Annotated in this window: 13 protein-coding genes and 1 rRNA gene; 11 read left to right on the forward strand and 3 right to left on the reverse strand. The window is 70.2% G+C overall.

Features of this window, described 5'->3' with window-relative positions:
- Nucleotides 1-85 precede the first annotated feature (85 nt).
- The 3 genes from ACQPXG_RS20020 to ACQPXG_RS20030 are packed head-to-tail and all read right to left on the reverse strand — an operon-like array spanning nucleotide 86 to nucleotide 2396.
- Nucleotides 86-937: an ABC transporter permease gene (locus ACQPXG_RS20020; protein ID WP_433469212.1), complete on the reverse strand. Its 852-nt coding sequence runs from the start codon at nucleotides 935-937 to the stop codon at nucleotides 86-88.
- Nucleotides 934-1902, reverse strand: coding sequence for an ATP-binding cassette domain-containing protein (locus tag ACQPXG_RS20025; RefSeq protein WP_433469213.1), 969 nt, complete (start codon nucleotides 1900-1902; stop codon nucleotides 934-936). The genes ACQPXG_RS20020 and ACQPXG_RS20025 overlap by 4 nt, the downstream gene beginning before the upstream one ends.
- Complete coding sequence (locus tag ACQPXG_RS20030; protein ID WP_433469214.1) at nucleotides 1899-2396, reverse strand: MarR family winged helix-turn-helix transcriptional regulator; 498 nt, start codon at nucleotides 2394-2396, stop codon at nucleotides 1899-1901. The genes ACQPXG_RS20025 and ACQPXG_RS20030 overlap by 4 nt, the downstream gene beginning before the upstream one ends.
- A gap of 236 nt (nucleotides 2397-2632) precedes the next feature.
- Between ACQPXG_RS20030 and argC the strand changes: the two genes are divergently transcribed.
- The 11 genes from argC to ACQPXG_RS20085 all read left to right on the forward strand — a co-directional run bounded on the left by argC (nucleotide 2633) and on the right by ACQPXG_RS20085 (nucleotide 14674).
- Nucleotides 2633-3661 carry an N-acetyl-gamma-glutamyl-phosphate reductase gene (gene argC, locus ACQPXG_RS20035; RefSeq protein ID WP_433470009.1) on the forward strand — a complete coding sequence of 343 codons (1029 nt, stop codon included), beginning with the start codon at nucleotides 2633-2635 and terminating at the stop codon, nucleotides 3659-3661.
- Nucleotides 3658-4815, forward strand: coding sequence for a bifunctional glutamate N-acetyltransferase/amino-acid acetyltransferase ArgJ (gene argJ, locus ACQPXG_RS20040; RefSeq protein ID WP_433469215.1), 1158 nt, complete (start codon nucleotides 3658-3660; stop codon nucleotides 4813-4815). The genes argC and argJ overlap by 4 nt, the downstream gene beginning before the upstream one ends.
- A 23-nt stretch (nucleotides 4816-4838) precedes the next feature.
- Complete coding sequence (gene argB / locus ACQPXG_RS20045) at nucleotides 4839-5768, forward strand: acetylglutamate kinase (protein ID WP_433470010.1); 930 nt, start codon at nucleotides 4839-4841, stop codon at nucleotides 5766-5768.
- The gene (locus ACQPXG_RS20050; RefSeq protein WP_433469216.1) at nucleotides 5765-6946 is read left to right on the forward strand and encodes an acetylornithine transaminase; all 1182 of its coding nucleotides are present in this window, start codon (nucleotides 5765-5767) and stop codon (nucleotides 6944-6946) included. Before argB ends, ACQPXG_RS20050 begins: the two co-directional genes overlap by 4 nt.
- A gap of 11 nt (nucleotides 6947-6957) precedes the next feature.
- Complete coding sequence (gene argF, locus ACQPXG_RS20055; protein ID WP_433469217.1) at nucleotides 6958-7875, forward strand: ornithine carbamoyltransferase; 918 nt, start codon at nucleotides 6958-6960, stop codon at nucleotides 7873-7875.
- Between the two features lie 8 nt (nucleotides 7876-7883).
- The gene (locus ACQPXG_RS20060) at nucleotides 7884-8423 is read left to right on the forward strand and encodes an arginine repressor (protein ID WP_433470011.1); all 540 of its coding nucleotides are present in this window, start codon (nucleotides 7884-7886) and stop codon (nucleotides 8421-8423) included.
- Between the two features lie 148 nt (nucleotides 8424-8571).
- Nucleotides 8572-9990: an argininosuccinate lyase gene (gene argH / locus ACQPXG_RS20065; protein ID WP_433469218.1), complete on the forward strand. Its 1419-nt coding sequence runs from the start codon at nucleotides 8572-8574 to the stop codon at nucleotides 9988-9990.
- A 110-nt stretch (nucleotides 9991-10100) separates the two neighbouring features.
- Nucleotides 10101-10736 (forward strand): DNA-3-methyladenine glycosylase, encoded by a 636-nt coding sequence (locus ACQPXG_RS20070; protein WP_433469219.1) that lies wholly within the window; start codon nucleotides 10101-10103, stop codon nucleotides 10734-10736.
- The gene (locus ACQPXG_RS20075; RefSeq protein WP_433469220.1) at nucleotides 10729-11184 is read left to right on the forward strand and encodes a hypothetical protein; all 456 of its coding nucleotides are present in this window, start codon (nucleotides 10729-10731) and stop codon (nucleotides 11182-11184) included. Before ACQPXG_RS20070 ends, ACQPXG_RS20075 begins: the two co-directional genes overlap by 8 nt.
- Nucleotides 11185-11260: 76 nt before the next feature.
- Nucleotides 11261-12538, forward strand: coding sequence for a tyrosine--tRNA ligase (gene tyrS / locus ACQPXG_RS20080; RefSeq protein ID WP_433469221.1), 1278 nt, complete (start codon nucleotides 11261-11263; stop codon nucleotides 12536-12538).
- Between the two features lie 616 nt (nucleotides 12539-13154).
- Nucleotides 13155-14674 (forward strand): 16S ribosomal RNA (locus ACQPXG_RS20085).
- Nucleotides 14675-14727 lie beyond the last annotated feature (53 nt).

Raw genomic sequence — 14727 nt, forward strand, 5'->3', positions numbered from 1 at the left:
ATCCATGTGCCGGCGTGCGAATTGGGCGGTAACCACAGGGGCCCGGGGGATGGCAAAACCCTCGGGCCCCGCTCCTGCGTTCGGGTCAGGTCAGCACCCGCTTGGTGAACGTGCGGGTCGCGGCCCACGTCAGCAGGATCGTCCCGCCCACGATGGCCAGCAGGAAGGCCCACACCGGCATGTGCGGGATCTCCGGCGTGAGCGCGCTCCGCAGCCCCTCGCTGACGTACACCAGCGGGTTGAACAGGCTGAGGATCTGCAGCCAGCGGATGTTGTCCAGCGCCGACCACGGGTAGTACACGCAGCCGAGCATGGTCATCGGCAGCAGGACCATCGCGAACAGCACCTGGACCTTCTGCGGGTTCATCAGCGTGCCGAGCAGCAGCCCGCCGGACGCCGACAGCAGCGCGCCGACCACCATCACCACGATCAGGACGGGCCAGTTGTCCACGTGCACCTCGGGCGACTCGCCGTCGGCGTGGATGAACAGCACCGCGGGGAACACCAGCAGCCCGCCGATCAGGCCCTGCGCCGCCGCCGCGATGATCTTCTGGGCGGCCAGCAGCGGCACGGGCACCGGCGCCAGCGCCCGGTCGGTGATCGACTTCTGCCAGGTCAGCTCCATCATCAGCGGGAAGATCACCGCCATCATCGCCTGCATGATGATGGACGAGCCGACCAGGCCGGGCAGCAGGATGGTGGAGAACGTGGGCCCGCCCGGCCCGCCCGCCATCGCGCCGCCGCCGAGCTTCGGCAGCACGTAGGCGAACACGAAGACGAACATCACCGGCTGCACCAGCACCCGGATGAACGTCGACAGGAAGTTCTTGCGCATGACCCGCGCCTCGCGCGCCATCATGGCGGCGAACGTGCGGGGGATCGTGGCCCGCGCCGGCGGCGGCGGCGCCAGGACGGCGGGGGCGGCGGACGCGGTCATTCGCGGTAGTCCCTTCCGGTGAGGGTGAGGAAGACGGTCTCCAGGCTGGGACGGAGTTGGGTCGCGTCGATGACGCCCACCCCGGCGGCCGAGCCGATCGTGACCAGCTCGCCGAGGATGCCGTCGGGCTCGGCGGCGAAGACGCGGACCTGGCCGTCGTTGACCTCGACCTTGCTGATGCCGCTCCGGTCGCCGAGCTTCTTGATCTCCTGCGGGGCGGGGGCGTCGTAGGTCACCGTGATGACGGTGTCGGCGCCGGCGTTGGACTTGAGTTGGTCCACCGTGCCGCTGGCGAGGATCTTGCCGTGGTCGACGACCGCGACCCGGTCGCAGAGCGCCTCGGCCTCCTCCATGTAGTGGGTGGTGAGGAGGATGGTCTGCCCGGCCGCCTGCAGGCCGCGCAGGACCTCCCACAGGTTGGTGCGGGTCTGCGGGTCGAGCCCGGCGGTCGGCTCGTCCAGGAAGAGGACCTCCGGGCCGTGCATGAGGGCCCGGCAGATCATGACGCGCTTGGCCTGGCCGCCGGAGATCTCGAACGGGTTGCCGCCGCGCTGCTCGGTGAGCCCGAACAGCTCCAGCAGTTCGGTGGCGCGCTTGCGGGCGTCCCGTGCGGCCAGCCCGAAGTACCGGCCGCGGAACTCCAGGTTCTCGGCGACGGTCAGATCGCTGTCGAGCGTGTTGTTCTGCGACACCACGCCGATGCGGCGCTTGATCTCGACGGCGTCCTTCACGACGTCCAGGCCGGACACGTGCGCGCTGCCGCCGGTCGGGACGACCAGCGTGGTGAGCATGCCGATGGTCGTCGACTTGCCCGCGCCGTTCGGGCCGAGCAGCCCGAAGAACTCGCCGCGCGGGACGTCCAGGTCGATGCCCTGCACGGCGGGCACCGCGGGACGCGGACCGGACGCGGGATAGGTCTTCTTCAGGCCGACCGTGCGAACGGCGGCCTCCGGAGGCTCTGTCACTCGCCGTCCCCCTTCGCTTCCTCGTCGTGGGAGTAGTTCTCGAACTTCTTGATCAGGTTGAGCAGGAACCTGCGGACGGCGGCCTCGTCGCCCTCGTCGACCACGTCGTAGAGGCGCGCGAGGTCCTGGCCGATGGGCTGGGACTTCTCGGCGAGCAGCCGCCGGCCGGAGTCGGTGATGAGCAGCATCACGCCGCGCCGGTCCCGGTAGGAGCGTTCGCGCCGCACATGCCCGTTGCGTTCCAGCGTGTCGACCACCGAGGTGACGGTGGCGGGGGTGACGAGCAGCCGCTTGGCGACCTCGCCGGGGCGCAGCCCGTCCTCGGTGATGAGCAGGCGCAGCAGGAAGAACCCCGCGGGGCTGATGCCGTGCTTCTCGATGATCCGCCACACGATGGGGCCCGACAGCCGGGACGCGGCGGCGAAGAGCCTCCCGACCGGCCACTCCTCCATGGGACCGAGCGCCTTCAGGTCCCCGAGGCCGAGGTTCTCCATGCGGGTGATGTTAGGCGGCTGATGTTTAGATGGCAAATCTTTAGACCTCTAACTAAGTCGCGGACCACTTCTGGTGTCAACATAGGTTGACGTAGTTCTTCTGCCAACCTACGTTGACATGCACGCTCGCGTCATGTGGCCCTGGTCTCAGCAGGGCGAAAACGCACCCTCGCCGTTGAATAGACATCCAGCCTCATGCATACTCTTGCTGGTTGCTTCGGAAGGGCAGAGTGGACATGGGAATCCGGACGGCGGTCGCCGGCGCCAGCGGTTACGCGGGCGGCGAGGTGCTGCGCATCCTGGCGGGACATCCAGAGTTCGAGATCGGCACGCTGACGGCCGGCTCCAACGCGGGCACCGAACTGGGCGCGCACCAGCCGCACCTGCGAACCCTGGCCGGCCGCGTCCTGGACGAGACCACCCCGGACACGCTCTCCGGCCACGACGTGGTGTTCCTGGCGCTGCCGCACGGCCAGTCCGGGCCGATCGCCGAGAAGCTCGGCGAGGACGTCCTGGTCGTCGACTGCGGCGCCGACCACCGGCTGGCCGACGCCGCCGACTGGGAGAGGTTCTACGGAACGCCCCACGCGGGCACCTGGCCCTACGGCCTGCCGGAACTGCCCGGGCACCGCGAGGCGCTGAGCGGCGCCGGACGCGTCGCCGTCCCCGGCTGCTACCCGACGGCCGTCTCCCTCGCGCTGTTCCCCGCGTTCGCCGCCGGTCTCGCCGAGCCCGACGTCGTCGTGGTCGCCGCGTCCGGCGCCTCGGGCGCGGGACGGGCCCTCAAGCCGCACCTGCTGGGCAGCGAGGTCATGGGCTCCGTCTCCGCCTACGCCGTCGGCGGCACGCATAGGCATACGCCCGAGATGGTGCAGAACCTGAGCGCGGTCGCGGGAGAGCCGGTCACGGTCTCCTTCACCCCGACGCTCGCGCCGATGAGCCGCGGCATCCTCGCCACCTGCACGGCGAGAGCGCGCCCCGGCGTCACCGCCGCGACACTGCGCGCCGCCTACGCGGACGCGTACGCGGACGAACCGTTCCTGGGGCTGCTGCCGGAGGGGCAGTGGCCCGCCACGTCCATGACGCTCGGCGCCAACACCGTCCTCGTCCAGGCCGCCCTGGACGAGGCGGCCGGCCGCATCGTCGTGGTCGCCGCCGTCGACAACCTCACCAAGGGCACCGCGGGCGGCGCGGTGCAGAGCGCCAACCTCGCCCTCGGCCTCCCGGAAGAACTCGGGCTGACCACGATCGGAGTGTCCCCTTGAGCGTCACCGCCCCCCGGGGTTTCCGCGCCGCCGGCGTCGCCGCCGGGCTGAAGGACAGCGGCAACCGCGACCTGGCCCTCGTCGTCAACGACGGGCCGTCGCGGGCGGCCGCCGGCGTGTTCACCCGCAACCGCGTGAAGGCCGCGCCCGTCCTGTGGTCGGAGCAGGTCCTCAAAGGCGGCCGCGTCCGCGCGGTCGTGCTGAACGCGGGCGGCGCCAACGCCTGCACCGGAAGCGCGGGCTTCCAGGACACGCACGCGACCGCGGAGCGGGCCGCCGGGATCCTGGACGACTCGGCCGGCGAGATCGCCGTCTGCTCCACCGGGCTGATCGGCGAGCGGCTCCCGATGGACCTGCTGCTCCCCGGCGTCGAGAAGGCCGCGGCGGAGCTGTCGCGCGGGGACGGCGGGCTCGCCGCCGCCGATGCGATCCGCACGACCGACACCGTCGCGAAGATCTCCTTCCGGCAGGGCGCGGGCGGCTACATGATCGGCGCGATGGCGAAGGGCGCGGGCATGCTCGCCCCGTCCCTGGCAACCATGCTGTGCGTCATCACCACCGACGCGGCCCTGTCCGCGGAGACGCTGGACCGGGCGCTGCGCGCGGCCACCGGCGTCACCCTCGACCGGCTCGACTCCGACGGCTGCATGTCCACCAACGACACCGTCCTGCTGCTCGCCTCGGGCGCCACCGAGGTCGTCCCGGACGAGGACGAGTTCACCGCGCTGCTCACCGAGGTGTGCGGCGACCTCACCCGGCAGCTGCTCGTGGACGCCGAGGGCGCGTCCAAGGCCATCGCGATCGAGGTCGTCGGCGCCGCCTCCGAGGACGACGCCGTCACCGTCGGGCGCTCCATCGCCCGCAACAACCTGCTGAAGTGCGCGATCCACGGCGAGGACCCGAACTGGGGCCGGGTGCTGTCGGCCGTGGGCACCACCGACGCGGTGTTCGAGCCCGGCCAGGTGAACGTCGCGATCAACGGCGTGTGGGTGTGCCGGAACGGCTCGTTCGGCGACGACCGCGACAAGGTCGATCTGCGTCCCCGCGACGTCACCATCACCGTCGACCTGTCCGCCGGCCCGCACAGCGCGACCGTCTGGACGACCGACCTCACCGCCGACTACGTCCACGAGAACTCGGCGTATTCGACATGAGCGGCATCACCTCCGGTGCGGAGATGCGCAAGAACCGGATGAGCGTCATGTCGAAGGCCGAGACGCTGATCAAGGCGCTGCCGTGGCTGGAGCGGTTCCACGGCCGGACCGTCGTGATCAAGTACGGCGGGCACGCGATGACCGACGAGGAGCTGCGGCACTCGTTCGCCGAGGACATCGTGTTCCTGCGCTACGCCGGGCTGAAGCCGGTGATCGTGCACGGCGGCGGCCCGCAGATCAACGCCGCGCTGGCCCGCAACGGCATCGACTCGACGTTCACCGCCGGGCTGCGCGTCACCACCCCCGAGGCCATGGAGGTCGTCCGGATGGTGCTGACCGGCCAGGTGCAGCGGGACGTCGTCGGGCTGATCAACCGGCACGGCCCGTTCGCGCTCGGCATGTCCGGCGAGGACGCGAACCTGCTCACCGCCGAGCGCAAGCACGCGGTCGTGGACGGCGAGGCCGTCGACATCGGCCAGGTCGGCGAGATCGTCGAGGTGCAGGTCGGCGCCGTCCGGGCGCTGCTGGACGACGGCCGCGTCCCGGTGATCTCCAGCATCGCGCGCGGCGACGACGGCGAGGTCTACAACGTCAACGCCGACACGGCCGCCGCGGCGCTGGCCGTCGCGCTGGACGCGGCGAAGCTGGTCGTCCTCACCGACGTCGAGGGCCTCTACGCGGACTGGCCGGGCAGCGACGACGTGATCGACCGGCTCACCACCGACGAGCTGGCCGGCCTGTTGCCGGAGCTGTCGGCGGGCATGGTGCCGAAGATGGAGGCGTGCCTGGCCGCGGTGCGCGGCGGCGTCCCGCAGGCCCACGTGCTGGACGGGCGTGTCCCGCACTCGCTGCTGCTGGAGATCTTCACCGACGAAGGGATCGGAACGATGGTGCTGCCCAGCCTCCCGGGCGCCCCCGCGGCCGAGCAGGATGCGGCGGAGGTGACGGCATGAGCGACCTCAGGGCGCGGTTCGAGGCCGCGTTCATGCCGAACTACGGCGTCCCGCCGGTCGCGCTCGCCCGCGGCGAGGGCTGCCGGGTGTGGGACGCCGGCGGCCGCGAGTACCTCGACCTGATCGCCGGGATCGCGGTCAGCTCGCTCGGGCACGGCCACCCGGCGCTCGTGGAGGCGGTGTCGTCGCAGGTCGCGACACTGGCGCACACGTCCAACCTGTTCCTGCACGAGCCGGAGGTGCTGCTCGCCGAACGGCTGCTGGAGCTGCTCGGCGGGGACGGCAGGGTGTTCCTCGCCAACAGCGGCACCGAGGCCAACGAGTGCGCGCTGAAGCTCGCCATCAAGTACGGGAGGCAGAACGGGCGGGCGTACTTCGTGGCCGCGGAGAACGGCTTCCACGGCCGGACTCTGGGCGCGCTGTCCCTGACGGGCAAGGCGGCGATCCGGGAGCCGTTCGGGCCCTTCGCGATCGATGTTCGGTTCGTCCCGTACGGGGACGCGGAGGCGCTGAAGGCCGCCGTGGACGAGGACTGCGCCGCGGTCTTCCTGGAGCCCACGCAGGGCGAGGCCGGGGTCGTCCCGCCGCCGGACGGGTACTTCGCCGCCGTCCGCCGGATCTGCGACGAGGCGGGGGCGCTGTTCGTCGCCGACGAGATCCAGTCCGCGATCGGCCGCACCGGCACATGGTTCGCGTTCGAGCACGAGAACGCGAAGCCCGACGTGCTCACCCTCGCCAAGGGCCTGGGCGGAGGGCTCCCGATCGGGGCGTGCGTCGCGTTCGGCCCGCACGGCGGCCTGTTCGCCAAGGGCGACCACGGCAGCACGTTCGGCGGCAATCCGGTGGGCGCGGCCGCGGCCCTCGCCGTCCTCACCACGATCGAGAAGGACGGGCTGCTCGCCAACGCCGCCTCCGTGGGGGAGACCCTCGCGGCCGGGCTCGACGCCGTCGGGCATCCGCTGCTGGCGGGCGTGCGGGGCCGCGGCCTGTGGCGGGCGGCGGTCCTCACCGGGCCGCACGCCCCCGCCGTGGAGGCCGCCGCCCGCGACGCCGGCTTCCTGATCAACGCGCTCCAGCCGGACGCGCTGCGGATCGCGCCCCCGCTGGTCCTCACCGCCGAGCAGGCGGGCTCGTTCACCGACGCGTTTCCCGCTATTCTCGACGCCTCACCCGAGTAGGAGAACCGACCGTGACCAGGCACTTCCTCCGGGACGACGATCTCACTCCCGCCGAACAGGCCGAGGTGCTCGACCTGGCAGGCGCGGTGAAGAAGGACCGGTTCGGCCACCGGCCGCTGGAAGGCCCGCGGTCGGTGGCGGTGCTGTTCGACAAGCCGTCCACCCGGACCCGGCTCTCGTTCGCCGCCGGCATCGCCGAGCTGGGCGGCAACCCGCTCGTGATGGACGCCGGAACGAGCCAGCTCGGCCGCGGCGAGACGATCGCCGACACCGCGCGCGTCCTCGAACGGCAGGTCAGCGCGATCGTGTGGCGGACGGCCGGGCAGGAGCGCATCGAGGAGATGGCCGCCGGCACCAGGGTCCCGGTCGTCAACGCCCTCACCGACGAGTTCCACCCCTGCCAGATCCTCGCCGACCTGCAGACCGTCCGGGAGGCGAAGGGCGACCTCGCCGGCGTCACGCTCGCCTACTTCGGCGACGGCGCCAACAACATGGCGCACTCCTACCTGCTCGGCTGCGCCACCGCCGGGATGCACGTCCGGGTCGGCGCCCCCGCGTCGCTTCCCCCGGACCCCGCCGTCGTGGCCCGCGCGACCGAGATCGCCGCCGCGACCGGCGGATCCGTGACGGTCACCGACGACGCCCGGCAGGCCGCCGCCGGGGCCGACGTCCTCGCGACCGACACGTGGGTGTCGATGGGGCAGGACGGCAAGGACACCTCGCTGTACGAGCCGTACGCCGTGGACGAGGACCTGCTCGCCGGCGCCGACCCCGGGGCGATCGTCCTGCACTGCCTGCCCGCCTACCGCGGCAAGGAGATCGCCGCGTCCGTCCTGGACGGTCCGCAGAGCAGGGTCTGGGACGAGGCCGAGAACCGGCTGCACGCCCAGAAGGCGCTGCTCATCTGGCTTCTGGAGCGCTCCCTTTGACGACCCCCATGACCAAGGCCGCCCGGCACGCCCGCGTGATCGAGCTGCTGACCCGGCATCCCGTCCACTCGCAGGGCGAGCTCGCCAAGCTGCTCGGCGACGAGGGGGTCGAGGTCACCCAGGCCACGCTCTCGCGCGATCTGGTGGAGATCGGCGCGGTCAAGCTCCGCGCCGACGACGGCAGCCTGATCTACGCCGTGCCCGGAGAGGGCGGCGAGCGGATCCGGCGGGCCCGCACCGGGGCCGCCGAGACCTTCACCGGACGGCTCTCCCGGCTCGCCGCGGAACTGCTCGTCTCGGCCGAGGCGTCCGCGAACCTGGTCATGGTGCGCACTCCGCCGGGCGCCGCCCAGTACCTGGCCTCGGCGATCGACCACGCGGAATGGCCGTCCATCCTCGGCACCGTCGCCGGCGACGACTCGATCCTCGTCATCGCGCGCGACCCGAACGGCGGGGAGGACGTCGCGCAGGCGCTCCTCAGGCTGATCAGCGGGCGCGAACGACGAGGCCAGGGGCCGCCCGGCGGTCCCGAGCCCGGCCCGTCCTGACCCGCGGCGGGGCGATCCGCCGTACCCTGTGGCGGGCGCCGTGACGGCGGCGTTCCCGCACGCGGAGCGTCCGCGCGCCGCGCGCCGGGACGGCGTGGTGAGATGGCAGTTGACCGAACGTTCAGCGGTGGGAAAGAAGAGGATTTCCGTGACCAAGGCACCGACGCGGCTGTGGGGCGGCCGGTTCGAAGGCGGCCCGTCGGACGCGCTCGCCCGGCTCTCGGTGAGCGTCCAGTTCGACTGGCGGCTCGCCCCGTACGACCTGATGGGCTCGCGCGCGCACGCCCGCGTCCTCAACCGGGCGGGGCTGCTCACCGACGACGAGCTGGAGCGCATGATCGGTGCCCTGAACGATCTGGAGGAGGCGGCGAGGTCCGGGGAGTTCCGGCCGGCCGTCGCCGACGAGGACGTGCACACCGCGCTCGAACGCGGCCTGCTGGAGCGGCTCGGCGCCCTCGGCGGCAAGCTGCGCGCCGGCCGCAGCCGCAATGACCAGGTCGCCACCGACCTGCGCCTCTACCTGCGCGACCACGCCCGCCAGATCGTCTCCCGGCTGGTCGAGCTGGAGACCGCGCTCATCGCGCAGGCCGAGCACAACCTCGGCGTCGCCGCACCGGGCATGACCCACCTGCAGCACGCCCAGCCCGTGCTGTTCTCCCACCAGCTTCTCGCGCACGTCCAGCCGCTCACCCGCGACATCGACCGGCTCCGCGACTGGGACCGGCGCGCCGCGGTGTCCCCGCTCGGCTCCGGCGCCCTCGCCGGCTCCTCCCTGCCGCTGGACCCGCAGGCCACGGCCGCCGAGCTGGGCTTCGACGCCGCCGCCCCGAACTCCATGGACGCCGTCGCCGACCGCGACTTCGTCGCCGAGTTCCTCTTCGCCGCCGCGCTGGTCGGCGTGCACCTGTCGCGCCTCGGCGAGGAGATCTGCCTCTGGGCGTCGCAGGAGTTCCGCTGGATCGAGATGGACGACACCTACGCCACCGGGTCGTCGATCATGCCGCAGAAGAAGAACCCCGACGTCGCGGAGCTGGCGCGCGGCAAGGCCGGCCGCCTCATCGGCCATCTCGTCGGCCTGCTCACCACGCTCAAGGGCCTGCCGCTCACCTACAACCGCGACCTTCAGGAGGACAAGGAGGGCGCGTTCGACGCCGTCGAGACGCTGCTGCTCGTCCTCCCCGCCATGTCCGGACTTATCGCGACAATGCGGGTCAACACCGAGCGGCTGGAGGCGCTCGCCCCGGACGGCTTCGCCCTCGCCACCGACCTCGCCGAGCTGCTCGTCCGGCGCGGCGTGGCGTTCCGCGACGCCCACGAGGTCGTCGGGCACCTGGTCGTCTGGTGCCAGGTCAACGACAAGGACTTCGACGACCTCACCGACGAGGAACTCGGCAAGGTGTCGCCGCATCTGACGCCGGACGTCCGCGAGGTGCTGAACGTCCAGGGCGCCCTGGCGTCGCGCAAAGCCTACGGGGGGACGGCGCCCGACCGCGTCCGCGAGCAGATCGGGGTGCTGCGCACGCTGGTCAACGAGCACGCCGCCTGGGCCGCGGGCTCCGACTCCTGAGACGGGCGTCCGCCGTCCCGCGCCCCCCGGTGGAGCCGGACGGCCGCCGCGATGCCGGAGGCCCCTAGGCTGTCGGATCGGCGGACTGTCCCCTAGACGACGGTGAGGCGATGGACGGAGCGTTGCTACCACGGAAGTTCTTCGACCGCCCGGTGGACGAGGTCGCTCCCGCACTGCTGGGGCATGTGATCACGCACCGGACCCCCGAAGGCGAGGTCGCCGCACGGCTCACCGAGGTGGAGGCGTACGCGGGTCCTCTGGACCCCGCCTCCCACGCCTATCGGGGGCGGACGCAGCGCAACGCGGTGATGTTCGGGCCTCCCGGGTACGTCTACGTGTACTTCACCTACGGCATGCACTTCTGCATGAACCTGGTCTGCGGACCGGACGGGACGTCCATGGCCGTGCTCCTGCGCGCCGGCGAGATCATCGCGGGGGAGGAGATCGCCCGGGAACGCCGGCCCCGCTCGACCGTCCGTGACCTGGCCCGCGGCCCGGCCCGGCTCTGCCAGGCACTCGGTGTCGCTCGCGAGCAGAACGGACTGGACGTGTGCACGCCCGGCGGTGCGATGACCGTCCGCCAAGGCGAGGCCGCCGATCCCGCGTCGATCCGCAACGGCCCGCGCACCGGCGTCAACGGCGCCAAGGACGTTCCGTGGCGGTTCTGGATCGACGGAGACCCGACCGTCTCCCAGTACCGCGCGCACGTTCCGCGGCAGCGGAGGAAGATCCCCGCCGATGACTGACCCCGCCCCACCCGTCCCTCGCGTCGGCATACCGTCGGCGACGTCGCCGGGACGGAGGGCGGCACAGGCGCTGGCGGGCGCCATGGGCTATGTCGCGTTCGTTGCGCTCCTGGTCGTCGTGGTCCTCGACGGCTCGCTTCACCGGACGTCCGGCCTCGGCGACGTCGAGCGGCAGCCGGCGTCCGTGAAGTACGAGGACGGCAGCACGCACTACGCCGGCCTCGTCCACACGCGCAGCTGGGTCTTCGGCAGGCATCAGAGCTATGAGCTGTACACGGGCCGTTACCCTGACCTCGGCTACGGGCACTTCGTCCGGCTGGGTTTCGGGCTGGACGATCAGCGGCCCGTCATCGACACGGCGACATGGGACGAGAAGGGCGTCCGGGTGACGTTCACATCCGGGCACGAGGTGTTCGTTCCCGCCCGCCACTTCGTCGGCGGCCGTTGAATATCGTTGGCGTGACACGCGCCCGCCGGTGCAGCCTGGTGGGCGAACGGAAAGCAAGCCGGAGACGAGGGAGACCGTGACCGACATCCTGGACGATCTCGCGTGGCGCGGCCTGATCGCGCAGTCCACCGACCTGGACGATCTGCGGGCGCTGCTCGCCGCGGGACCGGTCACGCTGTATTGCGGGTTCGACCCGACGGCGCCCTCGCTGCACCTGGGCAACCTGATCCAGATCCTCACGCTGCGGCGCTTCCAGAAGGCCGGACACCGGCCCATCGGCCTCGTCGGCGGCGCGACCGGCCTGATCGGCGACCCGAGCGGGAAGAGCGCCGAACGCGTCCTGAACTCGGAGGAGACCGTCGCGGGCTGGGTCGAGCGGGTCCGCGGGCAGGTGTCGAAGTTCCTCGACTTCCATGACGGCCCGACCGGCGCGACGATGGTCAGCAACCTCGACTGGACGGGCCCGATGTCGGCCATCGAGTTCCTGCGCGACATCGGCAAGCACTTCCCGGTCAACCGGATGCTCGCCCGGGAGACGGTCAAAGCGCGGCTCGACACGACGGGGATGAGCTACACCGAGTTCAGCTACGTCCTGCTCCAGTCGATGGACTTCCTGGAGCTGTACCGGCGGCACGGGTGCCTGCTGCAGACGGGCGGCAGCGACCAGTGGGGCAACCTGACCGCGGGCGTGGACCTCATCCGGCGGGTCGCGGGCGGTAGCGCACACGCGTTGACGACGCCGCTTCTCACCAAGGCGGACGGCTCCAAGTTCGGCAAGACGGCGGGCGGCGAGACCTACTGGCTCGACCCGGAGCTGACCTCGCCGTACGCGTTCTACCAGTTCTGGATCAACGCCGATGACCGGGATGTGGAGCAGTTCCTCAGGTTCTTCAGCTTCCGTCCCCGCGAGGAGATCGAGGACCTGGTCAAGCAGGGCGCCGACCGTCCGGCGGCGCGGGCCCCGCAGCGCGCGCTCGCCGAGGAGATGACCACGCTCGTGCACGGCGCGGACGAGACGGCACGGGTCATCGCCGCCTCCCGCGCCCTGTTCGGGCAGGGCGCCCTGGAGGAGTTGGACGAGAGGACGCTCAAGGCCGCCCTCGCCGAAGTGCCCCGCACGGAGGTCCCTGCCGGGGAGCTGCCGACCGTCGTGGATCTGCTGGCGGCGTCCGGCCTGTGCAAGAGCAAGTCCGAGGCACGCCGCGCCATCGCCCAGGGCGGTGCCTACCTCAACAACGCCAAGGTCGAGTCGGAGGAAGCCGCGCCGGGTACCGGCGACCTGCTCCACGGCCGCTTCCTCGTCCTGCGTCGCGGAAAGCGGAACGTGGGCGGCGTCGAGGTGACCGCGTCCTGACGTGCCCCGTGGCCGCCCGTCCGGAGCCGTTCCGGGCGGGCGGTCGCAATATCAGGGGCAAAGTTCGGTAGATACACGTCACAGTGCGGTTACGGGGGCCGTGCGAGGGCATACTTTGAAGCCGGAAAACAGCATGTGACCTGCGGATTCGCGCCCGGCGGGGTCGATTTGACGGTCCTGTCGGCGAGATCTAGTGTTCTACACGCCCCATGGGGGAGCGGGACGCCGACAGGCGGCCGGCCCCGAGGGGAACCCTCTACACACCGAGCTGGGCGAGACTTGTCGCGCCCTAAAGGGATGTAGGGGCCGAACCGCCCAAAGTTGGACGAACGGGACGGATCGGGTAGGGTTAAAGGGTTGCCCCGGAGCCGGGGCCTGCGGGAGCGGGGTTCGGCGCGGTGGGTGTCCGTTTCTTGAGAACTCAACAGCGTGTTAAAAGCCAGTGCCTTTATCGGCCCGGTCTGTTTGTTGGCCGGGTCGCCCCGTGGCCGTCTTTGGATGGTCGGGGATTTCTTTGAGGCAATGCGGTCCTTCTCGTGTGAGGGGGATCGTGGTGCTGGGATTGTTTCCTGAGGTTTGGTCGGCTGGGGTTCGCCCCCTGGTTGGTCGTTGGACCTTGATGGAGAGTTTGATCCTGGCTCAGGACGAACGCTGGCGGCGTGCTTAACACATGCAAGTCGAGCGGAAAGGCCCCTTCGGGGGTACTCGAGCGGCGAACGGGTGAGTAACACGTGAGCAACCTGCCCCTGACTTTGGGATAAGCCTGGGAAACCGGGTCTAATACCGGATATGACCATTCTCCGCATGGTGGGTGGTGGAAAGTTTTTCGGTCAGGGTTGGGCTCGCGGCCTATCAGCTTGTTGGTGGGGTGATGGCCTACCAAGGCGACGACGGGTAACCGGCCTGAGAGGGCGACCGGTCACACTGGGACTGAGACACGGCCCAGACTCCTACGGGAGGCAGCAGTGGGGAATATTGCGCAATGGGCGGAAGCCTGACGCAGCGACGCCGCGTGAGGGATGACGGCCTTCGGGTTGTAAACCTCTTTCAGCAGGGACGAAGCTAACGTGACGGTACCTGCAGAAGAAGCGCCGGCTAACTACGTGCCAGCAGCCGCGGTAATACGTAGGGCGCAAGCGTTGTCCGGAATTATTGGGCGTAAAGAGCTCGTAGGCGGTTTGTCGCGTCTGTCGTGAAAGCCCACGGCTTAACCGTGGGTCTGCGGTGGATACGGGCAGACTAGAGGCAGGTAGGGGAGAATGGAATTCCCGGTGTAGCGGTGAAATGCGCAGATATCGGGAGGAACACCGGTGGCGAAGGCGGTTCTCTGGGCCTGTACTGACGCTGAGGAGCGAAAGCGTGGGGAGCGAACAGGATTAGATACCCTGGTAGTCCACGCCGTAAACGTTGGGCGCTAGGTGTGGGGTTCTTCCACGGATTCCGCGCCGTAGCTAACGCATTAAGCGCCCCGCCTGGGGAGTACGGCCGCAAGGCTAAAACTCAAAGGAATTGACGGGGGCCCGCACAAGCGGCGGAGCATGTTGCTTAATTCGACGCAACGCGAAGAACCTTACCAAGGCTTGACATTGCCGGAAAACCATCAGAGATGGTGGGTCCTTTTGGGCCGGTGACAGGTGGTGCATGGCTGTCGTCAGCTCGTGTCGTGAGATGTTGGGTTAAGTCCCGCAACGAGCGCAACCCTCGTTCCATGTTGCCAGCACGTTATGGTGGGGACTCATGGGAGACCGCCGGGGTCAACTCGGAGGAAGGTGGGGATGACGTCAAGTCATCATGCCCCTTATGTCTTGGGCTGCAAACATGCTACAATGGCCGGTACAGAGGGCTGCGATACCGTGAGGTGGAGCGAATCCCTTAAAGCCGGTCTCAGTTCGGATCGAAGTCTGCAACTCGACTTCGTGAAGTCGGAGTCGCTAGTAATCGCAGATCAGCAACGCTGCGGTGAATACGTTCCCGGGCCTTGTACACACCGCCCGTCACGTCACGAAAGTCGGCAACACCCGAAGCCCGTGGCCCAACCACCTTGTGTGGGGGGAGCGGTCGAAGGTGGGGCCGGCGATTGGGACGAAGTCGTAACAAGGTAGCCGTACCGGAAGGTGCGGCTGGATCACCTCCTTTCTAAGGAGCACCAACTGGCCCGAGCTGCTTCCCTTCCGGGAAGGCTCAGGTCG

Source organism: Spirillospora sp. CA-128828 (assembly GCF_050945415.1).
Taxonomy (GTDB): Bacteria; Actinomycetota; Actinomycetes; order Streptosporangiales; family Streptosporangiaceae; genus Spirillospora.